This is a genomic window from Pseudomonadota bacterium, assembly GCA_038533575.1.
Lineage (GTDB): Bacteria > Pseudomonadota > Alphaproteobacteria > Rhodobacterales > Rhodobacteraceae > Shimia_B.
In genome coordinates, this window is the sequence record JBCAYL010000001.1 from 616,953 (window position 1) to 640,739 (window position 23,787).

Genomic DNA, 23,787 nt, shown 5'->3' on the forward strand with positions numbered 1-23,787 from the left:
CACTTTCTGCGTTTCAGCGCGAGCTCCGCAAGATTGAGCCGGGCCTAGCGCGGGCGTTTGAAGAAGCCGTGCAGGACATCCGGTCCACCGCGCAGCTTCGGGCGATCGAGGCCGCCATCGAGCGCGGCGACATTGACGGCGTGTTTCAGGCGGTGCGGCTCGGTCGCGAGTTCTGGGCTCCGCTCGATAGACAGATCAACGAGGCGTTCCTGCAGGGCGCGCTATGGCAGATCGACCAACTGCCAAAAAAGACGGGGCCGGAGGGCACTAACCTCATCGTCCGGTTCGACCAGCGTAACCCGCGCGCCGAAGACTGGACGCGTGAGAGGGCCGCGCGCTTTGTGACGGAAACACAGGCCGATCAGCGCGTTTTGATCGCAGAGACGGTCGAGGAGGGTATAGGCGAAGGTGCGGGCGCAAAGCGTATTGCGCGGCGGCTCATCGGCGAGCGACGCGGAAACCAGCGTGTCGGTGGCCTGATCGGCCTCCACAGCCGCGACGCACGTGCTGTCAGGAGGGCTCGAGAGGAGCTGTCTGACCCCGAGGCGATGGCAGCGTATCTGCGGCGGTCCAATGCGCCTTGGAAGCGTTCTGTGCGTTCGGCCCTGCGACGCGGGGAGCCTTTGAGGGCTGAGCAGATAGAGCGCATCACGCGGTCCTACGCCGACAAGCTTCTCCGCGACCGAGGTCAGCGCATTGCTCGCACCGAGGCGCACAACGCGTTTTCAGCGGGGCGGAATGAGTCAGTCGTGCAAATGATCGAAAGCGGGCGCATACCACCCGACGCCGTGACGCTGACTTGGCAAGCCACGATAAGCAAAAGAACGCGGGACACGCACTTGGCGATGAATGGCCAGAAGGTGCCATATGGGCAGGCTTTCACGAGCCCATCAGGGGCACAGATGATGTACCCGGGAGATGAGAGCTTGGGCGCGCCGTCAGAAGAGCTCATCAACTGCCGCTGCGGTGTGCGGCATGAAATTGACTTCGTGAGGCTGGCTCGCTGATGGCACAGACGTTTACAGCACAGGTCCGCAACTGGTCTCAGAAAGCGAAGCGCAACATGGGGCTTGTGGTGGCCGACGCAGCGCAGGGCGTCTTTGCTGACATGAGTGAGCGCCAACCGAGCGTCAAAGAGACCGGCGGCACTTTCGAGATTGGCAAGGTTCCGGTAGATGACGGGCCTCTCGCAAACACCATGCAGACCAGCCTTAATGGTTCTTTTGTGGCGGAAGGCTCCGAGGCTTACATCGCAGGCTTAGCGGGCTTTGAGATCGGTGATCAAATTCAGCATGCCTTCACGCGGGACTACGCCCCGGCGATTGAATACGGCACGCAGCACTTCAAGGGCCGCTTCATGGTCCGTGAAGCGCTCAACGGCCAAGGCGGCTGGCAGGCGCGCGTGGATGCGTCAGCTGCCAAATTTAAGGACTAGGACACGCAATGTCAGCGATTGACGCACAGAACGCGCTTCTGGCGCGCCTTCAGGGCATGCCTGATGCGCCAGCCATCGCGTACCCGAACGGGCCGGTGGTAAAGCTGCGCCCGCGGATCGTGGTGCAGTTTCCGGCGGCGGCGCAGACGACGCGCACCATCAAGGGCTGTGTCGAGGGCACCGCGGAAATGATCGCTCGTATCGAGGTCGACCAGCACTGCTTTGCAGGTGCGGCAAACGACATCGCGGTGCAGATCCTTGCGCGCTTCTCGCCGGTCCTTCGGCTGTCTGGCGTGACGATCATCGAAGCGCCCAGCATTCAAGGCGCCTTCTCGTCAGACGGCGTCTACCACCTTCCGGTCATCATTCGGGGCCGGTTCTATCAGTAGCTCTGGAGGCTATCATGAGTGATCTTTTCCCCGTTGCCGGGGCCAAATTCTACATCGGTGACGCGATCGCCACCAAAGCGACAGACTTCGTCGAAGGTGACTTCTCAGCCATCACATGGGTCGAGGTGGACGGCTGGGAGACGGCAGGCACCAAGGGCGACACCGCCGAGCTCATCACGACGCAGCTCATCAACCGCGGGCGCGACGTCAAGCAGAAGGGCACCCGCAACGCAGGCTCGATGGAAAACACCTTTGCCTCGATTCCTGGCGACGCCGGGCAGTCGGCCATGATCGCTGCCGAACAGAGCACGAGCAACTTCGCGTTCCGGGTGGTCTACGACGACATTCCCGACGGCGGCACGAGCGGCACAACGCACTACTTCGTCGGCATCGTCATGTCCTGGCAGGACCAGGGCGGCTCGGCAAACACGACGCGGATGCGTCAGGCGACGGTCGAGATCAACTCCAACATCGTCGAAGTGGCGGCGGCGTAATGGACGTGTCCAAGCTGCAGCAGGCCTCAATCGCGCTCGACGAGGCGGTTTGGGTCAATGGCGACGTACACGGCCTGTCGACGGTAAAGCTGCTCGTGATGTCCCGCGGATCGAAGGAAGCCCAGCGTTCTGTGAATCGCGCACTTCGCGGCCTCGGCCCCGAGCACCGTGACGAAGACGGCGGCATCACGGACGACGCGCTGGACGCAGTCGACGATCTTACGCTCCTCGGCGCTCTGAAGGGCTGGGAAGGGTTCAAGGACGGCAAGAAGGATGTGCCGTACACGCCGGAGGCAGCCGAGGAGTTCATCAAGTCCTCGATTTTCTGGGGGGCGCTCCGGGCGTCGGTGGCGCATGTCACGCAACAAGCCGAGAGCACGATCGAGGCGCTTGAAAAAAACTGACCGAGGCCGTCCGCGCGGTTGCGCAGGGCGGCACAGTCAAACTCGACGGCGGGGCGCTTCAGTTCTTCGACGACTTTCAGGAGCTGTCGACTGATCGCTCGGTTCAGCACACCGGCATGTCGGCGCCATATATCGGACCTATTCCCTCAGCGTCTCTGCGGGCCATGGCGGATCGCTACGGCACCGAGGGCCCGGTGTTCATGCGATGCATGCGCGCCATGGATGCGGCGTACCTCGAGATCGCCAGACGTGACCCCGATGCGCCTAAGGTAGACATGAGCCGGAGCTTTGGACCGTCTGACCTTATGGGTCTCAACCGCAAAGGTGCAGGTGCGAACTAGGATCCTGACTCGGGATAGGCAGCCTTACTGCATTCGGTGAACCAGCTCGTAACGAGATCAAGCCGCTTTATGGCCGTTTCCAGTTCAGGCGAATGACGGTCGATCTGCTGGGCAAGTTCGGTTGCCGCCCTGTCGATGTCTTCAAGCGCAGAAAGTCGCGACCGCTGCAGCCAGGCCGACTGGCATCTTTCTGCCGCCTTCTGTGCATCTGAAAAGGCCTGATCAGAGTCGGACGCACTGACAGGCGCGGCCAGCAAAAGCGCGAAGAATACGTATCGCATGTGAGCCCCATGAGGTTGTGATGGACATTGCCAAACTTGGGGTCGAGGTCGACACTCGTCCAGCCGCGAGGGCGACGCAGGATCTGAGTGGTTTCGAAAAGCAGGCCGCACGCGCGGAAAAGAGCGCGAGAAATCTTGCAGGCGGCGTCGATGGCATGGGGCGGCAGGCCAACAACTCGAGCCGTGCTTTCAATGGTCTTGCCACGCCGCTTCGCCAGACATCCCTGCAGCTCTCGCAGGTCGCACAGCAGACGCAGGCGTCAGGCAATTTTCTGCAGGCCCTGGCAATTCAGTTGCCAGATATCGGCCTGGCGTTTGGCACGATCGGTATCGCTGCCGGTGTGGCGGCAGGGGCGATTCTGCCGGTCATTGGAAACCTGCGCGGTGTTCAAGACGAGCTTGGAGACATAAGGGGGGAAGCCCGGTCCGCGTTCGACGCTGTCGTCGAGGCCACGGATGCGGCACGACAGGCGCAAGAGCGCTACGACGCTGCGGTTATGCTCGGCGCACAGGGTCGCCTGCAGGCATCCGGGCAGACATTGCAGGCGCTTTCGCGCGAGGCAAGAGCACTGGATGCGTTGGCGCGCCTAGAGGATGCAAGACTGCAAAATCAGCGCCGCGCCCTACAAGACAGCATTGCAGAGCTTAGAGATGATCTCGATCGCGAAATCGCTTCGGCGACCAGCAATGTCATTAGCGATCCGAATGACGCGTTCGCCCGGAGTCGCGCAGAAGATGCAATCCTGCAGACCACCCTCGACATTCTGGCGGCGCGATCAGATGACGTGGATCTTCTCCGCGAGCAACAGGCTGAGCTCGATCTTGTCAACGCCCTGCTCGATGACGGCCGAGACGAGGCTCTCGCGATTGTCGAAGAGCTGATCAAGGCGAACAACGAAGCGGCAGAACTTAGCTCTTGGGACTTTGGAGCAGGTCAGCTTTCGATCGCAGCACTGCAGGCGGGCGCGCTTGCGCAGAACTTGGCGATTGCGAGGGGCCAGCAGAGAGATCAGTCTGTCGGCGGAAACGTAGACTTCTTTGACCCTCGAAACGAGGCCGGTGTCTCTGGGCAGATCTTCCGTGACCGCGGTGTTCCGGAGGAAATTGCAAATCCCAGCGTCAACACCTCAGCCCGTCGGCGCCGGTCGGGCGGTGGCGCGGCGCAAGCAGATCGCGAGCGCAATCGTCTTCTGCAAGAACGCGACCGCATCCTCGAGGGCCTGAAAAGCGAGCAAGATCGCTTCAACGACAGCGTCGCCCAGGCTGACCGTCTTTTGAAAGCGGGAGTGCTGACGCAGGCCGACTACAACCGGCAGATCGCGCAGCTTGAGCGTGAGCTCGCTGATGTCCAGTTTGCGGAGCTGCACCGCGGCATCGATGATATCTCGCGGACGCTCGGCGACGCTTTGGTCGACTTCGACAACTTCGGCGACAGCGTCCGCAACATTCTGCGGCAGCTGGCATCTGACATCTTCACGTCAGGGATCCGGGAAGCGTTGCTTTCGAGTTTCAACGTGCCTGGCCCGTCGGGCGGCTTTGGTGGTGGCAGCGGTCTCGGGGCGCTTTTCGGCAACCTATTCGGTGGCTTCCGCGCGAATGGCGGGCCGGTCACCGCCGGGCGCGATTACATCGTGGGCGAGCGCGGCCCTGAGCTCTTCACGCCAACGTCTTCGGGATTCATCACCCCGAACCACGCCATGAGCGGCGCAGGCGGGCGGCTGCATGTGTCGGTGTCCGTCGACGGCGATGGTGCGCTCAAGGCCATGGTGCGCGATCAGGCGGGCCGTGTGGTCGCGGAAAGCACGCCTAGCATCGTGCGCGAGTCTGTCGGTCAGGTCGATCGCGCGCTCCGCTCCACGCGCAGTTTCGGGAACCTCTGATGCCTGACGTCTACGCATGGCCGCCGGTACATACGACGGCCTATGAGCACACGATTTCGCGTCCGGTGCAGCGCTCGGAGGGGCTGTCCGGAAGCCCGCGCCTGAGCCAGTCGGAGGCCACGCGGACGCTCATCACCGCCGTCGTCACCGGCATTGGACCGGATAGGCTCGGCGCTGGCTACGTCGAGATGCTGAAGCGACTCCTCGATGGCAAGCTGGCCTTGGTGCGTCTCAATCCGCTTCCGCAGCACTGGTATCCGGTGACAGATGGACTTGATGGCCTTCGCGGCACCCCTGGCGTCGAATGGACGGACGGCGGCGCGGAGACGACATGGGAGGAGCCGCCCGCGGTCGTGTTCTGGACGTTCGGCAACACGATCGAGGCGACAGCGGGCGCCGATACCTGGCCCTATGTCGATTGCTCCGGCCTTCCTGCCAACCGCCTGATCGCCGCGCCTTCTGAGCCTGTGCGTGTGGGCACAATCACCGCTTACGCTCTACGCCCCTCGTACAGCAACGCACAAGGCGAGGCGCGAATTTACGTGAGCTCGGCGCTTCCATCGGGTCCGATCATCATCGGGTCCAACCAGAGCCGCGTCTTTGAGATCGACAGCTTCCCTCGTGCGGTTCAGCCCGCAAGCGAGAACTACTCCTACAACTTCACAATGACGGAGCGCTTCGAGAGCGACTTCACCAGCGCATTCACGGAGCTCAACCCGTGGACCTGAAGCGCCTGATCGACCCGACGCTTCTGACCGCGCTCGCGGGTGAGGAGATATACCCGATCGCGCTGGTATTTATCGACTGGCCAACCGGGCCGGTGCGCGCGCACACGAACACAGGCACCGTGGCCTTCGAAGGCGAGGACTTTGCCGGCGTCGGCGAGCTTGGACGCATCGAGATACCGGACGAGGCGACGTCGCTGGTGCCGGAGAGCGCGGTCATCGCGCTGGCATCTGAGACGACCGGACTGCTGACGTATGCCGACGAGGACCAGGCGCGAGGCAGCGAGGTCAGAATGTGGGTCGGGCTGACCACGACGCCCGGCGGCACAACGCTCAAGGGTGTCCCGGAAGAGGTTTTCACCGGCTCGGTCGTCGGCTCATCCTTTCAGCTCAGCGAAGGCCGACGCATCGCCTCGCTGTCGATCGAGGTGAAGGCGGGGCAGCCCGCGCGCGCCGGGGCGCAGGTCGTGCACTCAGACGAGGACCAGCAGGCGCTTTTCCCCGGCGACACGTTCTTTCAGCGCATCGCGAACGCCGAGAAATGGAACACGACGCCGGATCGGTGGCCCGAATGACGCCGGTCAAGACGACAACGCCGGAGCGCGCGCTTGCCGCGGCAGCCGCAGAGATGTTCGGCGCTTTCGACGTGGCGGGCAAGGATTGCTGCCGCACAGCTGGCGCGGCGTTCGAGGCGCTCTGGGGCGTAAACCCCGTCGTCGGTGCCGACTACACGACCCACCTCGGCGCCCTGCGCTTCCTGCGGCGCTACGGCGGCGCGGACGCATGTCACGACGCCCTGGCCAGCCGAGCGGGTCTGGTCGCGTGCGAGCCGGGCCCCGGCGTGATCGGCGCGGTTCGCGTGCCGGAAGGGACAAGCCCGCTGCCGTGGGCGCTTGGCGTCCACATTCAGGGCGAGGAATGGGCCGTCATGGGCTACAGCGGGTTGAACATCGTGCGAGGTCCTGCGCGCGCCTGGGGGCTGCCATGGGCATAGGCACACTTGTTGCCCTTGTCGCGAATGGTGCCAGCGTCGGCGCGGCGCTGACGGCGACCTACGGCGTCGCGGGCTCGCTGGCCATCCGCTTTGCCGCCGGCGCTATTCTGTCGACGGCGGCGAACGCTCTCGCGTCGCGCGGGCAGGGGCAGCCGCAGCAGCAACAGCTGAAGCGCGATCTGGCGTTTCCGACGTCCCGACCGCCGAAGCGGGTCGTGTACGGCCGCGACCGCGTGCTCGGCACGCCTGTTCCGTGGCCTGTGGTCGGCGAGTTCATGTACTGCGCGTGGATCGTCAGCAGTCGCCCCAGCGAAGGGCCGTTCACCATCTACCTCGACAATCGCGAGGTCGAGCTCGGCGGTGCGGACCCCTACGACTTTCAGGGCAACGGCGCGCTGGGCACGAATTCGCCCTTCGCCAACCATGTCAGGGTCTGGATTCAGCGCGGCGATCAGACCCAGCCGCCGCAGACGTTCCTTGACGAAGCCGGGTTCACGCCAGGCGGCGACGAGAAGCGGTGGCGGGCAACAGACGCTGCGCAGGGCTGCACGATCGTCTACGCGCGCCTCCGCGCCGGCGGCAACGAGCGGCGACAGGAGCGCTGGCCCTCCGTCATCCCGCGCCTCGAGATCGAGGGCAATTTCACCCGCGTATGGGATCCGCGTGACGGCGCGCAGGACGCCAACGACGAAAGCACTTGGCAGTGGTCCGAGGACCCGTATCTCGCGGCACTTGACGTGCTCCGGCGCAATCCGTTCCGGCCCTACGACGACGCCAACCTTGTGCTCGATCAATTCAGCGACGCCGCAGACATCGCCGACGAGGTGGTGAGCCTCAAATCCGGCGGAAGCGAGCGGCGCTACGCAATTTCTGGTGTGGTGGCCTACAACGGGCAGGAGCTCGAGCAAATCATGCAGCCCGTGCTTGCGGCTGGCGGCGCCCGGCTGACACGCAGCGGCGGGCGTCTTGGCATAATCCCGGCGGCACCGCGGACTTCGGCCGTGACCATCACCGACGCGCTCGAGGGTTTGGCCTTCTCGCGGTATCGGCCGGACCAAGAGATCGTGAACGAGGTGCGGGTCGTCTATTCACCGCGGGCGCGCGGGTATGAGCCCGCAGAGCTGACGCCGTATGCCATCCCCGGCGCGCTGGCGCAGGACGGCGGGCAGCCCAGCGTGCAGACCCTCGATCTGTCTATGGTGTCGTCCGACACTCAGGCCCAGCGTCTACGCAAGATTTTCGGTGCGCGTGCCAGGCAGCAGACGACGGCGAGCTTCGTCGCGCCGCCGGAAACCATGGAAGCTGTGTCAGGGTCGGTCGTGACGCTCGATCTGCCGTCTCCCTACGGCGATCAACTCGACGGGTTGTACGAGATCGAAAGCATGCACCCGGCCCTTGATCCCGTCGGTGAGCAGGGCTTTGCGATGCGCTGCCCGGTGCAGCTGCGCTCGTACAGCGACACGATCTACGACTGGGACCCCGCGACCGACGAGGAGGACGTCTTTCACCCGCCATACGACGGCACGCGGACGGGCGTAGCTGTACCTGGTGCGATCAGCGTGACCACCGGTGAAGGCATCGACATCGACAACGGCCAGACGATCACGCCGCGCTTCAGGTACGAGTTCCAGCCGTCACCGTCGACGGGCGTCGACCGATACGAGACGCAGGCGCGGCTTCAGGGCGACGAGTGGGCACAGGCAGGCTTCGTCAGCACGGACACGGTCGATGGCGATGGTGACGTCTTCGGCTTCCTCGAGGCGCTCAGCCCGAACGAGCTGCACGACATCAGGGTGCGCGCTCTGGCGCCCGACGGTGCAAGTGAATGGGTTGAGATCCTCGGCGTGTCGCTCGGTTTCGACATCACGGTCAACACCGCCCAACCGGGACCGGGCCGCGCCGAGTTCAACGTCACCGCACCAGCGACCAACGTCTTCCGCGGCGTCCGCATCTACCGCACCGACGCCGGCGACGCGGACTTTGGGAATGCGGTGCTCGTGGCGGGCATTCAGGACCTGCCGGCAGGGCAAACGTCGGACGTGGCTGCGGGAGATACAGTTGCCGAGAACCTCTTGCTCAACGGGGACTTCGACGACGCCAGCGTGTGGAACCCGAACGCGGATTGGACCATCGCGAATGGTGTGGCGACAAAGACGCCGGGCGACGGATCGCGGCTAGACCAGAATCTGACCGATCCCGGCGGCGTGCGCTTCCGTTATCGCATCAACCGGGTATCCGGAACCGCAGGCACGGTGCAGTTCATCGTCGAGGGTGACACCACGCAAGGCGACATCGTGTTCAGCACCAACGCCGTTCATGTCGGTGACTTTCAGGCTGCGCCGACGAACATCACGCAGGTCGGCGTATTTGGTAGCGCCGACTTCGACGGGTCAATCGATGACCTGCTCTTCTTCGAAGAACTCGACGGCATGCTCGGCCAAGGCGAGTTCAATTTCTGGGTCGTGCCGGTGACGCAGACCCTCAGCGAAGGTGCCCCGCAAGGGCCGTTCCCGTTGATCATCCCGTAGGAGTCCACGAATGCCAGCCCCCACACTGACCCTGCCCCTCACAGGGACGGACCCCAAAGTCGCGCGCATCGAAGATCTGCAGACCAATGTCGACGCAGGCTTTTCCGCGCTCTTTGATGATATCGTCGCCGCGGCGTCCGAGGCTGGTGTTGCCGAGCTCACCAACTACGGCGGCACAGCGAACGCGATAACAGCTGACACCACCGTCGGCGATGTCACTGTCGGTGCGGGCTTCAAGGTATCCCTGCGCGCCCAGGCCACCAACACGGCGGTCGACCCGACTCTCGCGGTGAACGGCGGCACCGCGTACCCGATCCGCGAGAATGGCGACACCGAGCTACCCGTCGGCGCGCTGTCGAGCAATCGGTTTTATGTGCTGCGCCTGACCGGCAGCGAGCCCAACCTTCGCTGGGAGGCGGTCTCGACCGGCCTGACGTTGAGCGACGCCCTGAACGTCGCCACGGTGCAAGATATCGCGAACGCGCTGACCGTTGGCGGCGTGATCAACCTCACCAACTACGGCGGCACGGCGCAGGCCACGACCGCAGACACCAATGTCATCGGCGGAGAGGCCGTGACGATCCAGTCCGGGCTCAAGATCAAGTATCGGCCGCCGGAGACCAACACGGCGACGGATCCTACGCTGACGATCGACGGCGGCGACACGTTCCCGATCCGAGACAACGGCGACAGCGCGCTGGCAGCGGGCGATCTCGTGGCCGGGCGCCTGTATGACCTGCGCCTCACCGGGGCGTCACCGAACCAGCGATGGGAGGTGTCGAACACTGGCCTGACGATCGCGGAGGTGCGCGCCAGCGGGTTCCTCGAGTTCGCCCAGACCGATCGCGCCACCTTCATCGCGACCGAATTCCCCGCCACCGTGCTCGCCGCGTCGTTCTTCTCGAACGGCATCGAGCAGCGGGTCGTTCGCGACGCCGCCGGCACGGCCATCACGAGCAACGGCGGCACGGTCAACTGGTCGCCTGCGCCCGGCACGGTCAACCCGCTGACATTCGGCGACAACACCACTCCCGGCACGACGAACATGACGGCGGCGGTGCGGGCGGCGCACGTCTTCGCCAACGCGACCGGGCGCCCGGTGTCTTACATCGGCATGGGCGACATGCTCATTGACCTCGATGCAAAGATCCTCGTCTCCACAAGCACTGACATGGCGGGCACCACGATCAAGGTTGCCAACGGCATCACCGATCCCGCCACGCATGACGGCGACATCGCCAACGACACCTGGTGCTTCGAGATCATGGACGCGGCCACGCCGGTGACAGAGACGACCTACGTGGGGTCGATCACAGACGGCGCGCGCGGCTCACGGGCGGTCATGCGCGACTCGGTCACGACGCCGGGCTTTATCGTCGCGTTCTTCGATGGCGTGGACGTGCCCAAGCGCAACAACACGACGCTGGAGGAGTACAAGCAGCCCTTCTGGCTCACGGATGATGGATACGCGACCCATGGTGTCGCGCGCGATGTGAGCGCCGCCACGGGCTATACTTACCGCTACCGGCCCAACCCGGCCAGCGGGTGGCTCGAGTTCAAGAACTGCGTGATCGACTACTCGACGTTCAACAACACCAGCATCATCATGGTGCGCCGGAACCTGGTGCATGTCCGCGATATCTACGGCATCGAGGACGGGACGGTCGAGAACCTCAACAGGATCATCCACGTCAGCACGGCAGGCCAGGTGCATCTCTCGGACGTGTTCGTTCCAGCGCAAGGCGACGACCTTGACAATACGTCGGGCTCCTATTCTCTGCGCCTGTTCGAATGTGCCGAGATCTTCATCAACCGCATGATCGCGTTGCGCGAGGTGGCTTGGGGCTGCATGTCGGGCAACGAGGTCTCCGGCGTCTATTTCAACGACTGCCAGATCAACCGTGTCGACTTCCACGGAGCGGGTTTCAACTTCTTCGTCAAAGGCGGCAGCATCCGCACATATGGCATCCGGATGGGATGGGGCGGTGGCCAAATCTCCGCCGAGGGCGTCACGTTCATCGACTGCGATCCATTCTCGCGTCGACCGGACTTCAGCGGGTTCATCTACGGCGACCTGCACATGAAGGACTGCGTCATTCAGAACAAGTCGTTCGTTACGACGCTGTTCGACTTCACCACGGACGGCGGAACCGGCAGCACGCTCATGGCCGGGCCGCTCTGCTACAGCATCACCGCGGAGAACATCACCCGCACGGTCATCGATGAAGGCAGCAGCCGCGACATTCGGCTCATGGACGTGACAATCAAGGCTGGCACGGAAGTCTACATGCCGTCCTCGATCGTATTTGATGGCATCCGATCGTCGGGGACATGCCGCGTCTCCGCGTTCATCGACCATGGCAATATGAACATCGACACGGCGATAATGTCGGGGAAGCCGGTGATCCGTCTCGCCAACATCGAGGCGACCCAGCCCGCGACGAGCAACGACTCAGGCATCTGGATCAAGCCCAACACCATTGTCGGCTCTGGCGAGAAGTTCGACATGCTGATCGAGAACGTGAGCTTTCTGGTCTTCCGCGACGAGACGGACCTGTGCGCGCCAACGATCCTCAATTGCCGTGAAATGGCGCACGTCCAAGGGACCGCCAATGAGCCGATGTACATCTCTGGTGGCAGCCTTGGCAGTCCCAGCGGCCTCGGCGGCGTCATCACCGGCGGCGGGTCGCCGAATAACCGCAACTTCCTGTCGCTGTACAATACCAGCGTTCTCGAAAGCGGCTGGGACCTGTCGAACGTCCAATATGCGATCGGCGTGCACATCCCTGGCAACTTCACGACGACGATCCCGGCGACCGCGACCGTCGAAACCATGTTCACCGGCTTCCGCGCCCCGTGATCTGCTCCCTGACCTGAAAGGAACGACCCATGGCCAGCTTCACCAACTATCTCGAGGACGCGCTTCTCGATCACGTCTTCAACAACTCCGCGCTGACCAGCCCGGCAACCACCTACGCTGCGATCTTTACGGTCGCACCCGGGGAGGGCAGTGGCGGGACCGAGGTTTCGGGAAGTGGCTATGCGCGCCAGGCCATCAGCTTCGGCGCTTCGTCCGGTGGCGCCATTGCCAGCACGGCGGACGTGTCTTTCACGGCTTCGGGCGGCAACTTCGGTTCTGTCGTGGCCTTTGCGATCTTCGACGCGTCCACAGGTGGCAACATGCTGGCATACGACGCGATCACGCCGAAGACCATCGACGATGGTGACACGCTGACACTTGCCACCGGCCAAATTAACCTGACGCTCGACTAAGGAGCGCTGCTGTGCCGACTGCGCGCTACTGGCGAATCCTATGCCGCGTCGCGGCGGGCGAAAACCAAGTTGGCATTCAGGAAGTTGAGATGCGCGCTACGGTCGGCGGCGCGGATCAAACCGACAGCGCGAACGCTATCCAGAGCACTGGCAGTGGCGACAACGCGTTCGACAACACCGCGTCGTCCTCTTGGACAGTCAGCAATATCAACGCAGGTGATGAGGAGTGGGTCGGGCAGGACTTCGGTTCTGCCACCACCGTAGAAGAAATCGAGACGGTTTCGGTGCTGAGCTCTGCCTTCAGCCCCGATCAGATCACGATCCAATACTCCGACAATGCGGTCACATGGACGGACGCGGGGCAATACGCCGTCGACTGGGGTGCGGGGGAGACCAACACCTACGCAGTAGATGACACGGGTGGAGGCGGTGGCGGCGGTGATACTGCGGCCTTCCGCGTGCAGCACGTGCCAGACGACTTTGTCGGCGCATCGGGTGGCACGCGTGCGCTGACGCCTGTGTCGAGCCTGTCTTCGGCTGTCGGGCTGCTGAACAATAGCCGCTACGTTGGCGCAGGGGATCCCAGCAGCGCAGGCAATCAGAACGTCAACAATTCTTCTCTTCTGGTGAAGATGACAGACGTTGACGAGCTCACCATCGGGCGCGAAGCGACGGCGACAGGAGACCAAGCCTTTTCCGCGTCCGTCTGGGAATACATAGGCGCGGCAGGCGGCGCTAACGAGTTCATCGTGCGCGATCGGCGCGAGATAACGCTCAATTCCGCAGACACGACTTCGTTCACGCCGTCCGGCATAGGATCCGCAGACAAGCTGGTCAGCTTTATCACCGGCATTCACAGCAACCTCACGGGCAACTCGAACTACGACCACCAGACCGCGACCACCCAAATTGACCGCACGACGGGCGAGATCACGGTGCACGCGCGCGGCGCTCAGGGCACGGCCACCGTGCATGTGGTGACCGTGGAATTTACCGGCTCAAATTGGACGGTGCATTACGGCAGCCAAGTCAGCACGTCCGACTCTTTCACCATGACGATGTCAGGTTCGGTCGCAGACTGGTCAAAGGCATGGATCATCTCGCAGTTCAGCAAGAACGGCGGCGGAAATACTGCGATTGCGGATGTCACGTGGACGGCGGAGCCAGGAACCGGCCTTAACGAGGTCAACTTCGCTCACAACGCAAGCCATGATGGCAGCGCGGGCCAGCGATACACAGCCTTTGCCCTTGAAAACCCGGATATGACCGTCACGCGCTTCGTCAGCGCAGACAGCCGGGAAGGTAACGTCGACACAAACATCACAAGCGCTGGGCTGACAGACCTCGAGCAAGCGCTGATTGATGTCTCGGTGCACACGTCCGGCGGCGGCAGAGCTCACCTTCGTGGCGTGCGATCGGCGCACTTCGCCGACCTGACGACGGCGCAGCACTACTGCCACCGCGCCGGCAACAACCTCAGAGTGGCGCTACAGATTATCGACTTGCCGCGTGACGCCGCGGATCAAGGCGACATTCAGGCTTCCGCCAGCATCACTGCAACGAGCTCTGCAGCGGTCACTGCGGCGAAGCGGGCGGCGGCAAGTGTCAATGTCGGCGCCCAGTCGAGCATGTCTGCTGTCGCGAAGGTCATTCGTCGTGCAAGCGCGTCGATCGCGGCGTCTTCTACAGCCACAGTTGTAGGCTCTCTTGTCCGCGCAGCCGCGGTTTCCATCGCAGCGCAAAGCGCTTTGGCTGCGGATGCGTCAGCGGTACTAACGGCGCAGTCGGCAACGGCGGCCCAGGGCGCTGTCGCAGTCGTGCCCAGCGTTACACGACGGGCGTCCACCTCGTTCGCGGCCACTTCGTCAATTGACGCCGCGGCGTTCGCCACACGACGCGCTGCGGTCGCCGTCGCAGGCACATCGACACTCACCGCCGTAGGAACGGTGACGAGCGTCAACACCGCATCAGCGAGCATTGAAGCTCAGAGCTCTATGAGCGCCACTGCAAGCGCGACCAAGGCGGCTTCGGCTTTGATGTCTGCGGCCTCGAACATGAGCGTCGTGGCCACAGTAAGTGGCGCGGCCACAGCTTCCGCGCGCGTAGATGCTGTCAGCAATCTGTCGGCTGTCGCGACAGTCACGCGGCGCGCGTCGGCGAACGTGACGGCAGTGTCGAGCCTGCAGTCCCAAGCAGCGCGCTTTGTCCAAGCTTCCGCAAGCATCGCGGCCGTTTCCAGAATGGAGGCCGTCAGCACAGGCGGCGGCGCTCGCAACGTATCAATATCGGCAACGTCAAGCCTTTCGGCTTCGTCTGCGGCCATACTGCGGGCAAGTGCGAGCGTATCTGGAGCGAGTAGTTTAAGCGCCAATGGTGCCTTGGTCGCGCACGCCACCGCGCAAGCGTCGTCGGTCGCGGTGCTAAGCGTCGGTGAGCCGGGCATCGTCAAGTCGGCAAGTGCGACTATGGTCGGCACGTCGACCCTGCAGGCTACGCCAATTCTCATCCGAGTGGCCTCTGTCAGCATCGCCGCGCAAAGTTCGGTCACTGTGACGGCCGAGGTGCAGAGCGAGCCGCCGCTCATCGAGCCCACGGAAGCGCTCGCTGGAAGACCCGCGGCGATCCCAGCGCTGACCGCGCAACCAAGCCCACGCCTGACCATCACAGCGCTGCCAGCCGATGACGTGCACCTTCTAGCTTCGCCGGCGGTCGCCGTCGCGCTCGTCGCCGCGCCTGCCCATGCCGATCTCGTCGGACAACCGTGACCACACAAGGAGGCGCGCATGGCCGCCACAGTTCATCTGCGGGACTTTCACAAGGGTGAGGGTGTCGCTTTTACGGCTGCACTCAAGAACCGCGACGGCTCTGTCATCGACAGCCCGGCAAGCCAGGCAGTGACGCTACGGATCGCTGAGACCGAGGGTGGCTCGAGCATCGTGGCCTTCTCCGCGAGCCCGCAAGTCGTCTTGACCGACGAGCTCGGCGGCGTGTGGACCTTCTCCATGGCCGCGTCGGATCTCGCGTCCGTCACTGAAGGCGCGGTCGGTTACTACAACATCTGGTCAGAGCTCGCGGGACAAGAACCAGTGCTGCAACTCTGCGGCCAATTCCAACTTCGCTACGCCATCGAAACCTGACAGCTCAGGAGCATGTCATGAAGCGCATCATCATCCACTGGACAGCGGGCGGCGGCCGAGCGTCTGACGTTGATCGAAAGCACTACCATCGCCTGACTGAATACGACGGCACAATCGTCGCTGGCACACACGCGATCGAGGACAACATTGTGGTGAGCGATGGAGACTACGCTGCCCACACCCGCAACCTGAACACGGACAGCATCGGCACTGCGATGTGCGGCATGCGTGGCGCGAAAGAGCATCCATTCGATGCAGGCCCTTCGCCGATCACAGAGAAACAGTTTCGCACTCACTGCATCATGGTGGCTGATTTGTGCCGCCAATATTCGATCCCGGTAACGCGAAAGACCGTGTTGACGCATGCCGAGGTCGAGCCGACGCTTGGCGTGAAGCAACGCGGTAAGTGGGACCTCACACGCCTGCCTTTCAGGCCGGATATTGTCGGGGCGCTCGCTGTCGGCGATTACCTGCGGGATATGGTCAGGGAGGTACTTGGCGAGGCCGCGCCAGCTGCCGGTCGACCGACGCTCAAGCGCGGAAACATGGCACCGCGCCATGACGTCATCGCGCTGCAGAAAGACCTTGCGCATCTCGGCTATGCGAGCGGGCGCGCGGATGGCCTTTTCGGTCGCCTGACGCACGCTGCCGTGATGGCGTTTCAGGCCGACAATGGGCTGATTTCTGATGGCATCGTCGGTCCGGCTACTTGGGCGGCCCTTGAGAGCGCTCACGCTGCGCCGATGCGAGCGCACTCCGAGGATACACTGCGCGCGGAAGGCTCGCTGACGATCAAGCAGGCTGACGCAGGCGAGGCGCAAGCCAAGGTCGCCTCTGCGGGCATGTTCGGGCTGTCAGGTCTCGAGCTTGGCCAAGAGGCCCTTGAGGTGCTCGCAGACACTGACGGCATGCTTGCAGCTGCGCAGGAGACGCTTCTTGCCAACTGGCCCATCGTACTCGTCATGGCGATCGCTGCAGGTATCTACTTCCGCGGCCCGCAGATCATGGCCGCGATCCGTGAAATCCGCGTGAATGACGCGGCGACCGGAAAGCACCTCGGTCGATGATTGCGGCACTGGTTATAGCTGTGGTGGCGTTCTGGCTCGGCCGCATGCTCGGCCGCGCTGAGACGCACCGGACGGCCAAGTCAGCGATCAGTTCCGCATGGCGCGCTGGCGCGGATCGGGGGCGATATGGCCCTTAGCTTTATCCTGCGAAACTGGCGCGTCTTAGTGTCGGTGGTGGCGGTCTTGGCGGTTTTGGGGGGGCCGTACCTACAGGGCAGAAAAGACGCCCAGAGGGCCGCTGACGAGCGCGCACGGCAATCCCAAATCCAGACAAAAAGGGCGATCGATGATGTTCCGCTGTTTACCCCTGATGATCCTGCTTCTCGGCGGCTGCTCTGTCGCCTTACCCGTCTCGGAAAGTGCTCTGTGCGATTGGACTGAGCTGAGCCGAGCACTTCACGCTGAAGCGCTTCTCGAAGATGGCGGGCCTAAGTCTGTTGCCACCGGTGCCACGGTTCTTGGACAGTTCGACGCTGCGTGTAACCCCTAGGTCGGAGTAGTGACCAAATGCTAGAATTTATCGCCACCGCCAGCATACCGCCGGCGGTGCTGGACTTCCTGCGCGTGAGCTTCTGCGTGATGTGCGCAGCTGCAGCCGCAACCAAAGCCGCTGAACGCGATGCTTGGGCGGCCACAGCGTTCTTTGGCTTGATGCTGTTCACCCTTAGTCTGCTATTCCGCGAAGAAATCGGCGGACTTGTGCGCGCAGGCCTCTACTACGGACCCGGATACCTTCTCACAGGGCTCTTGATATGGCGCGGCCTAACCAAGTAGAAGCGCCCGACTGGGTAGGCGACGTCATCATCCAGTGGCCATGGCAGGCGCAGGTATCCGTGGCAGTCTTGGCTGGCTTGATTTTGGCCATGTGGATCTTTTTGCGCGCCCCCAAGGCAAGTGCAAAGCCCTCAGCTCCTGCGGTGTCAAGCACCGCCGATCCGGTCGCGGCTTTAGCTGCCAGCCTCATGCAATCAAGCGAAATGGCTGCGCATGCAAAAGCAGAGGCTGAGGAAGCCCAGAGGCTCTTGCGGCAGATTTGCATGATGATCCTGCAGGACCCTTCACCCGACATGGACCGGTTGCGCGCCACTGCGCGCACAGCATTGGAGAAGCTAAATGAACGGTAGCTTTAGCTTGTTCGCCTACAATGTCAGGGCGCTATTCTCTGGCATCTACGCGCCATTGTGCTCGTCCATCCCAGCCGACATCGCAGCTTACCTGTTCCTGCTGGATGTGGTCATCGCGATGCCCTACGTATTTCTGTGCTTCGCGTTATTCAGGGCCTGGCGCTTCTTTTTCTGGCTCAAGAAGCTTGGTCGACTCGTGCTGATCTATGCACTTTTCATCTTGCTGTGCGGCGCGACGCACTTAACCGGTCTGCTGCTCGAGCTCGGAGCGTTCTTGGCGCTTGACTTGATTGTGATGTCGGTCTGCGCCTTCGTGTCAGTGGCGGCAGCAGTGCTTACGCTAGCTTGGTGGCGCGACATTCGCGACGCGCTCATGGTCGTGGGGCAGGCATTTGAGAAGGTGGCAATCCAGCAGCGCGGAAGCCCTTAAAAGTTACGTCTTGTGTTCAATAATGCAGCGCCGCAATAGACGCGTCGAAGATACGCTGGTTATTTCTAGCCTCATGACCCCTTGTCGCCAGAACGGCAGCACCAGCCCCAGCAGCGTACGATACCCAATGCGGGGCGGCAGTCCAAGCAGCCAAGGCAGCAGAGCCGTCGCGTGCGCGCAATGCAGCCAAAGACGCAAGTGTGGTGCGTGCGAAACCGGCACTTTTCCCATCATTATCGAGCGAGTGCTGGATAACAGAACGACTCCTGACTTCCCACGGCTCGGCACCGTTTCCGATGGCATCTATAGCCAATGGTAAAACTGAGTTGACTCGAAAGGCGCTCCACACTGGGCCATTAACGCTCAAATCGACGTCGCGCCTATTTGCGTCGTCTAAAGCCAATGCCAATGCCTTGCTCCGGCTGTTTAGGTGCTGCGCTCCAGCACCGTCAAAAATAAGAAGGGTCAATTCGGCCAACCATCTCGGCCAACCTTGCCGCACGCAAGCCTTGATGCTTTTTTCGCCAGTCAGCCAGAACATATACCAAGCTGCGTTTTCTTCGTCACTACGCGTAATCAGTTTATTCAAAGGAGTATCTGAAAAAGTGCGAATGAAAGAATCCGTGTGCATTTTCATTTTTGGATCTCGCAAAAATAAACTACCGGACGCATGCTACTACCGGCGCGCCTTTCTTTACCACAGCTGATCTCAAGCCCTGCCCAGACCACCTTCTCACTGCAGGTACGGCCCTCCCGATATCGCTTCCCTTCTATCGCGCGTTCGCAGCGATCCGCTGCCGCAACTTCTTCTCTACTACGTCGCGCACTTCATCCGCCGTGACTTCGACGCTCACATAGCTCTCACCGAACGGCGCGCCGGGAACGTCCCACCGGATCATTAGGCCTCGGCATTCTCCGAACGACGCCAGCCGTGCTTCGTCTTTGCGACGCGCGCGGATGCGCCTCGCGGCAGCGAGTATTTCCTCGTCAGTCATAGCTGGTCGTTTCTATGCGCAAAGTTTCTTGGCCTGTTCGTAAGCCAAATTGAGCGCCAATTTCTCTGCGTCAGAGGCGTCTCGTATCGCTGCGCGGTAGGCGCTCCGGATCTCAGACCACTCGGCTGTTTCAGCCACGCCGAGCACAGCATGCCACGGTTTCGGCAGAGCGCCGGGTCCTGTCATTTCAATCGGAGTACTCGGAGGTGGGAGTGCAGCAAAACCCGTGAAGGCACGATCCAGCATCTCCTTTGATCCCCATCTCTCGATGCCGCGCATCGCCTCTATCGTCTTAGCGATGGCGCGCATGTTCTTCCATACGCGATCATATTGGTCGCAGGCGAAGCACACCCGGTCGCCGTCACGCTCAAAGTAGACAGCGACGCCCGGGTCTTCCGGCTCTCTCGCGTTTGCGTAGACTCCGCCATCTTTCCGCACAGGCTTATTGGTAGAGACGACGACGTTTCGCCCTCCCATGCGAGAGATCTCCCCCCTTCATGTGCTTGTGCACCACTTCGGGCGTGCTTTTAAACGGCCCAGAAGCGCGAGCGCTAGCGGGCGTCCGCCTACGACCCGCTGGCCATTGCAAAGGGAAAGCTTCTTCCATGGTAGGTCCTTTCTATGCGCCAGATTTCTGGGAAGACGGCATGAAGCCTTTTCGCTCGCCGCGTTGCACCGCGAGGCAATGACGGCAGACACCTTTCCCCATCGTGAACGGCGCGTTGATCATCGTGACGGGGTCGATGACCTGACCGCAGAGGCTTGTATTCCAAGCTGAACCATCGGGCGAATGATACTGGATATGCATCCGCACCCTTTGGCCGCGTCGGTATAGGTAACGCATCGGAGCGTCCTTTATGATGTAAGGCCGTCTAGGCCCTTAGACGCCCGCCAGTCGTCGAATGTGTGGTCGCCGTCGAGAACCATGCGCATGGCCATAACGGCGACCTGTGTGGCTTCTTTACGGACGTTGGCGCGCGGCTCCTCAAAGGTCGCCTTGGCCAGCTCGCCGACCTCCTCAACCAGCGCGGCGAAGGTGACGTTTTTGCCCGGAAACTTGTCCCGCGCGCGGCCAAGCTCCTCAAGAATTTCGGCGCACAGTTCCTCTTCGCGCGAGCGCTTCTGCCGAAAGTGCTGGATATCATCCATCAGTGGATCAGTCGTTGCCATCAGGGCGTCCTTAAATGGTTGCGTGAACGATAGCCCGAAACAGGGCATCTTTGATCTGCTGATCGCGCGGCAACTGGTCGAACGGCACCATGCACGGATGCGTTTTGGCCTCGTCGTCTTTTACCTCGCCATAGACCCAGCCGCCGCCCTCTTTGTGGCGCATCCAGTTGTCGTGTGATGCGCTGTCTCCGGCGTTTGGATTTTCCATATGGAAGCGCACGCCATCCATGGCGCTGTTCTTTTGCCATTCTGGGGCGGCTTCCCATTCCGGCTGGCTCATATCGCCATTGGCTGCGCACCAAGCGCGGTTCGCCTCGTGTGCCACGCGCGCGGTTGCTTCGATCATATCCATGCTTCTGGGTCCTTTCTATGCTTACTTCTTTGCGCGCTCTAGCGCCCGCGAAAGCTTGACTTGCAGTTTGTCCATCTCAGCGCCCAAGCCGTACATATCATCATCATACGCACCGTCTTCCGCAGCGATGCGTATGGCGTTTTTAATCTCTCGAATTTCCCACTCGGCAAGCTGTAGCGTCGCCATCTGCTTCGGTCCTATCTCTGTCGCGTGGTTTCATACGCAAGAATTGATATAAAGACATATTTTCGTGCGTGCAAGCACGAAACGTATGGAATGTATCTTGTTGCGTATGAAATATGGGTATAGGTTGCGGCGTATGAAATTGTGCGCCCATATCTCGCGACATGCGCATTGCCTACGGCTTCAACCGGCCCGAGAAGGCGCTGAGACGCTTGAACGCGGATCGGTTTTATCTCGACGGACCCGGCACGGATCGGATCGAGCGGCGATACTTGCTGCGCGATCTGAGGGCCGGCGACACGTTGGTTGTGCTGGCAATATCGGATCTTGGCGCAGGCAAGGGGCTCAGAAATATGCGTGCTGAACTGGACGCACGCGATATTGCCGTCGAGGTGGTCGAGCCGGAAAAAGAGCAGCCGAAGCGACCGCCTGGTCGCCCCTCTGCGTGGAATCCTTCGCCAGCCGATGATGATCGCATCCGCGCGCTTTACGACGATTGGACCATCGACGGCGGCTACGTCATCGACCAAGCGTGCGAAGCGATGGGCGAGGACAAGTCACAACGCTTGGCGCGAGAGCGCGTCCGGGGGCGTCTTCTGCGCCGCTACGGTCCGCGCCCCGGCGCATAGAAAGGAGGCCAAGTAATGCCGACAATCGGTGAAATCACTCGAGAGAACCAGATTGAGCGCGGCGCGGCTGCACTTCGTGCGCGCCAACAGGCAGGCCGGGTCACGCGGCCATGGAGCAAGCTGTCAAACAGCGACAAGCGTAAGTGGCGAGATCATGCGGCGGCAGTGCTTTCAGCAGCGCTTGACGACGAAGGTGAGCCGCCAGCTCGGCAGAATGAGGAGAACAGGTGATGCTTGATCCGTATGACGGCGAGGCCATCCGAAAGAGCGCCCGAAATGCGTTCGGACATGTGCCGGGAATTGATACCGAGGAATGCCTCGCTCGTCTCGTTTCCCATCTGCGAAATGGGATGAACGAGCGAAACGCCGCGTGGCGGGAGAACCAGGAACTGCGCGAGCAGGTCCAGAGTCTCCAAGCGGCCCTGCTCGCGCAGAATGAGGAGGGTGGCTGATGGACGACGAGCCGCATTGGTCTCATGGCATCACGGTAGGAAGCGCGGAATGGGATCGACGCATAGACGACGCTAAAGCGCTTGAGCGATGGTTGTATCCTCGCCTTCAGGGGCATGACGGCGAAGTCGGCCCTTGGCCTGTGGCCGACGTGGCGGACGCTCTGGATTGGACGTTTAGCCGTGTTCGCGAAGCTGTCGATTGTCATGAATACATGTTTCTGTTCGACGAAGGGTCGTCGTTCGAAATTGATGGCGAATAAAGGGGCGCCGGTGATGGAGAAGCTAGAGGCCGAACGCCTTGCACGATTGCCACAATTCTGGCGCTGCTTCGTGACCGGGCTTTCCGTTGTCAAGGTTGCTCTGATCGACGCGCCCCTTGACGCCGTCCGCACCTACCGTGGCGTCGTGCGCGATGGCTGGGATCTGGTCATGGCGCGGTTGGACCTGGCGCGCGAGATCGCGCATGAAAAGGAGGCTGAGACATCAACAAGCTAACTGCTAAAACCGTGCCCTATTCATACGTCGTGGGATCATCGGTGAGGCTTCTCGAAAATGGCGGGCGATGCGTGGGGATGGTGTCCATCCGCGCCATGCATCAACCTCTGCCGCGAGAGACGCATGAGGCGCTGGCGGCGCTAATCACTGAGGCCATTAATCAGTTTCGCGCGCATAGAGAGGAGCCGAAATCATGAGCGCCTGTAAGCACCGATGCGGAGACTGTGGGCACTTCGCTGCATGGATCGATTTTAATATTATCGGGGACGAGCCCGAAGGGGTATGCACTGCGCCGCGACCGCTTCTCGGCCCCGCCCCCAATCGAGAGGTCAGACGCCGCGACGGGAAAGGCTGTCAGGCGTTCACAAAAAACGAGGGGTGATGCAGCACGTGTCAGAGCATCGGACGCTTGCCACCCTACGGCGGGAACTGGCCAAAACAGAACGCTTCATTCGCGCACGCCAATCTGGCATGGCGCCTCGGCAGGTTGGTCTGCGCGCGGCGCTCGAACGGCGCGACAAGCTACGACATACAATCGCAAGTAAGGAGCAACAATGATGCCGTGGAAGGTGACGAGGGTGCGTCAAGGGCACATCGAAGATCATTACGATTGTAATCAACTTGGCGGCGCGGAGGTCCAGAAGTACGCGGCAGACGACATTTGGTGGCGCGTTCCTGGTATGGAACCGGGAGTATATCATGAAGCCTTTACGGTTGGTGCCGCGCGGCGTGCTTGCCAGACGGCAATGACGCAAGTAATTCAGTACTTAACATGCTCCTTCAGTCAGGCAGGTTCGATTCCTGCTCGCTGGCCGAGATCTGGGGAAGGAACGTGGTTCGAATCCACGACGGCGCTTTGGCGCTAAGGGAGTGCTCCACCGGGATTGGAGAGGCCCGCCCTGGGGAAGGCGTAAAAAGCCCCGCGCAAATCGACAAGAGATAATTGAGATCAGAGAAGCATTTCCGAAAAAAACACGATCGCCTCTGTTTTGCGCCGCAAAATCAACGC

The 23,787-nt window shown here is 62.0% G+C and carries 28 protein-coding genes; 22 read left to right on the forward strand and 6 right to left on the reverse strand.

Annotation, left to right across the window (positions count from 1 at the left end; translation table 11 throughout):
* The first annotated feature begins 68 nt into the window (after nt 1–68).
* Genes AAFM92_03210 through AAFM92_03230 form a run of 5 tightly spaced genes read left to right on the forward strand, consistent with a single transcriptional unit; the run spans nt 69 to nt 2,722 of the window.
* Entirely contained in the window at nt 69–1,007 is a 939-nt protein-coding gene (locus AAFM92_03210) for a phage minor head protein (GenBank protein MEL7299370.1), read from the forward strand.
* Nucleotides 1,007–1,435 carry a hypothetical protein gene (locus AAFM92_03215; protein MEL7299371.1) on the forward strand — a complete coding sequence of 143 codons (429 nt, stop codon included), beginning with the start codon at nt 1,007–1,009 and terminating at the stop codon, nt 1,433–1,435. The genes AAFM92_03210 and AAFM92_03215 overlap by 1 nt, the downstream gene beginning before the upstream one ends.
* Nucleotides 1,436–1,443: 8 nt before the next feature.
* Nucleotides 1,444–1,824 carry a hypothetical protein gene (locus tag AAFM92_03220; protein MEL7299372.1) on the forward strand — a complete coding sequence of 127 codons (381 nt, stop codon included), beginning with the start codon at nt 1,444–1,446 and terminating at the stop codon, nt 1,822–1,824.
* Between the two features lie 14 nt (nt 1,825–1,838).
* On the forward strand, nt 1,839–2,318 hold the full coding sequence (locus AAFM92_03225; protein MEL7299373.1) for a hypothetical protein: 480 nt from the start codon (nt 1,839–1,841) through the stop codon (nt 2,316–2,318).
* Nucleotides 2,318–2,722 (forward strand): hypothetical protein, encoded by a 405-nt coding sequence (locus tag AAFM92_03230; protein ID MEL7299374.1) that lies wholly within the window; start codon nt 2,318–2,320, stop codon nt 2,720–2,722. Before AAFM92_03225 ends, AAFM92_03230 begins: the two co-directional genes overlap by 1 nt.
* Before the next feature lie 337 nt (nt 2,723–3,059).
* Here AAFM92_03230 and AAFM92_03235 read toward each other — a convergent pair whose 3' ends face one another.
* A complete protein-coding gene (locus AAFM92_03235) occupies nt 3,060–3,344 on the reverse strand; it encodes a hypothetical protein (protein MEL7299375.1) in 285 nt (94 codons plus the stop codon).
* A gap of 20 nt (nt 3,345–3,364) precedes the next feature.
* Here AAFM92_03235 and AAFM92_03240 point away from each other — a divergent pair, with 20 nt between their 5' ends.
* The 13 genes from AAFM92_03240 to AAFM92_03300 all read left to right on the forward strand — a co-directional run bounded on the left by AAFM92_03240 (nt 3,365) and on the right by AAFM92_03300 (nt 18,502).
* Complete coding sequence (locus AAFM92_03240) at nt 3,365–5,224, forward strand: hypothetical protein (protein ID MEL7299376.1); 1,860 nt, start codon at nt 3,365–3,367, stop codon at nt 5,222–5,224.
* Nucleotides 5,224–5,952 carry a hypothetical protein gene (locus tag AAFM92_03245; protein ID MEL7299377.1) on the forward strand — a complete coding sequence of 243 codons (729 nt, stop codon included), beginning with the start codon at nt 5,224–5,226 and terminating at the stop codon, nt 5,950–5,952. The genes AAFM92_03240 and AAFM92_03245 overlap by 1 nt, the downstream gene beginning before the upstream one ends.
* Nucleotides 5,943–6,524, forward strand: a complete 582-nt coding sequence (locus AAFM92_03250) for a hypothetical protein (protein ID MEL7299378.1) — start codon at nt 5,943–5,945, stop codon at nt 6,522–6,524. Before AAFM92_03245 ends, AAFM92_03250 begins: the two co-directional genes overlap by 10 nt.
* Entirely contained in the window at nt 6,521–6,943 is a 423-nt protein-coding gene (locus tag AAFM92_03255) for a hypothetical protein (GenBank protein MEL7299379.1), read from the forward strand. Before AAFM92_03250 ends, AAFM92_03255 begins: the two co-directional genes overlap by 4 nt.
* Nucleotides 6,934–9,471 (forward strand): phage tail protein, encoded by a 2,538-nt coding sequence (locus AAFM92_03260; GenBank protein ID MEL7299380.1) that lies wholly within the window; start codon nt 6,934–6,936, stop codon nt 9,469–9,471. Before AAFM92_03255 ends, AAFM92_03260 begins: the two co-directional genes overlap by 10 nt.
* Before the next feature lie 10 nt (nt 9,472–9,481).
* Nucleotides 9,482–12,331 carry a hypothetical protein gene (locus AAFM92_03265; protein MEL7299381.1) on the forward strand — a complete coding sequence of 950 codons (2,850 nt, stop codon included), beginning with the start codon at nt 9,482–9,484 and terminating at the stop codon, nt 12,329–12,331.
* Nucleotides 12,332–12,360: 29 nt separating this feature from the next.
* On the forward strand, nt 12,361–12,744 hold the full coding sequence (locus tag AAFM92_03270) for a hypothetical protein (protein MEL7299382.1): 384 nt from the start codon (nt 12,361–12,363) through the stop codon (nt 12,742–12,744).
* Nucleotides 12,745–12,755: 11 nt separating this feature from the next.
* Nucleotides 12,756–15,509, forward strand: coding sequence for a discoidin domain-containing protein (locus AAFM92_03275; GenBank protein MEL7299383.1), 2,754 nt, complete (start codon nt 12,756–12,758; stop codon nt 15,507–15,509).
* Nucleotides 15,510–15,527: 18 nt separating this feature from the next.
* Complete coding sequence (locus AAFM92_03280; protein MEL7299384.1) at nt 15,528–15,881, forward strand: hypothetical protein; 354 nt, start codon at nt 15,528–15,530, stop codon at nt 15,879–15,881.
* Nucleotides 15,882–15,898: 17 nt separating this feature from the next.
* Complete coding sequence (locus AAFM92_03285; GenBank protein MEL7299385.1) at nt 15,899–16,948, forward strand: peptidoglycan-binding domain-containing protein; 1,050 nt, start codon at nt 15,899–15,901, stop codon at nt 16,946–16,948.
* A 507-nt stretch (nt 16,949–17,455) separates the two neighbouring features.
* Nucleotides 17,456–17,722, forward strand: a complete 267-nt coding sequence (locus AAFM92_03290) for a hypothetical protein (protein ID MEL7299386.1) — start codon at nt 17,456–17,458, stop codon at nt 17,720–17,722.
* Entirely contained in the window at nt 17,701–18,072 is a 372-nt protein-coding gene (locus tag AAFM92_03295; GenBank protein MEL7299387.1) for a hypothetical protein, read from the forward strand. The genes AAFM92_03290 and AAFM92_03295 overlap by 22 nt, the downstream gene beginning before the upstream one ends.
* A complete protein-coding gene (locus AAFM92_03300) occupies nt 18,062–18,502 on the forward strand; it encodes a hypothetical protein (GenBank protein MEL7299388.1) in 441 nt (146 codons plus the stop codon). Before AAFM92_03295 ends, AAFM92_03300 begins: the two co-directional genes overlap by 11 nt.
* A 16-nt stretch (nt 18,503–18,518) precedes the next feature.
* Here AAFM92_03300 and AAFM92_03305 read toward each other — a convergent pair whose 3' ends face one another.
* The 5 genes from AAFM92_03305 to AAFM92_03325 form a co-directional block, all read right to left on the reverse strand.
* Nucleotides 18,519–19,139, reverse strand: coding sequence for a hypothetical protein (locus tag AAFM92_03305; protein ID MEL7299389.1), 621 nt, complete (start codon nt 19,137–19,139; stop codon nt 18,519–18,521).
* 133 nt (nt 19,140–19,272) lie between these two features.
* Nucleotides 19,273–19,497, reverse strand: a complete 225-nt coding sequence (locus AAFM92_03310) for a hypothetical protein (GenBank protein ID MEL7299390.1) — start codon at nt 19,495–19,497, stop codon at nt 19,273–19,275.
* Between the two features lie 855 nt (nt 19,498–20,352).
* A complete protein-coding gene (locus AAFM92_03315) occupies nt 20,353–20,667 on the reverse strand; it encodes a hypothetical protein (protein MEL7299391.1) in 315 nt (104 codons plus the stop codon).
* Between the two features lie 10 nt (nt 20,668–20,677).
* Nucleotides 20,678–21,019 carry a RyR domain-containing protein gene (locus tag AAFM92_03320; GenBank protein MEL7299392.1) on the reverse strand — a complete coding sequence of 114 codons (342 nt, stop codon included), beginning with the start codon at nt 21,017–21,019 and terminating at the stop codon, nt 20,678–20,680.
* A 21-nt stretch (nt 21,020–21,040) separates the two neighbouring features.
* Nucleotides 21,041–21,205, reverse strand: a complete 165-nt coding sequence (locus tag AAFM92_03325; protein ID MEL7299393.1) for a hypothetical protein — start codon at nt 21,203–21,205, stop codon at nt 21,041–21,043.
* A gap of 161 nt (nt 21,206–21,366) precedes the next feature.
* Between AAFM92_03325 and AAFM92_03330 the strand changes: the two genes are divergently transcribed.
* The 4 genes from AAFM92_03330 to AAFM92_03345 all read left to right on the forward strand — a co-directional run bounded on the left by AAFM92_03330 (nt 21,367) and on the right by AAFM92_03345 (nt 22,778).
* Entirely contained in the window at nt 21,367–21,831 is a 465-nt protein-coding gene (locus tag AAFM92_03330) for a hypothetical protein (protein ID MEL7299394.1), read from the forward strand.
* 230 nt (nt 21,832–22,061) lie between these two features.
* Complete coding sequence (locus tag AAFM92_03335; protein ID MEL7299395.1) at nt 22,062–22,283, forward strand: hypothetical protein; 222 nt, start codon at nt 22,062–22,064, stop codon at nt 22,281–22,283.
* Entirely contained in the window at nt 22,283–22,543 is a 261-nt protein-coding gene (locus AAFM92_03340) for a hypothetical protein (GenBank protein ID MEL7299396.1), read from the forward strand. The genes AAFM92_03335 and AAFM92_03340 overlap by 1 nt, the downstream gene beginning before the upstream one ends.
* A gap of 13 nt (nt 22,544–22,556) precedes the next feature.
* Entirely contained in the window at nt 22,557–22,778 is a 222-nt protein-coding gene (locus AAFM92_03345; protein ID MEL7299397.1) for a hypothetical protein, read from the forward strand.
* Nucleotides 22,779–23,787: the final 1,009 nt, after the last annotated feature.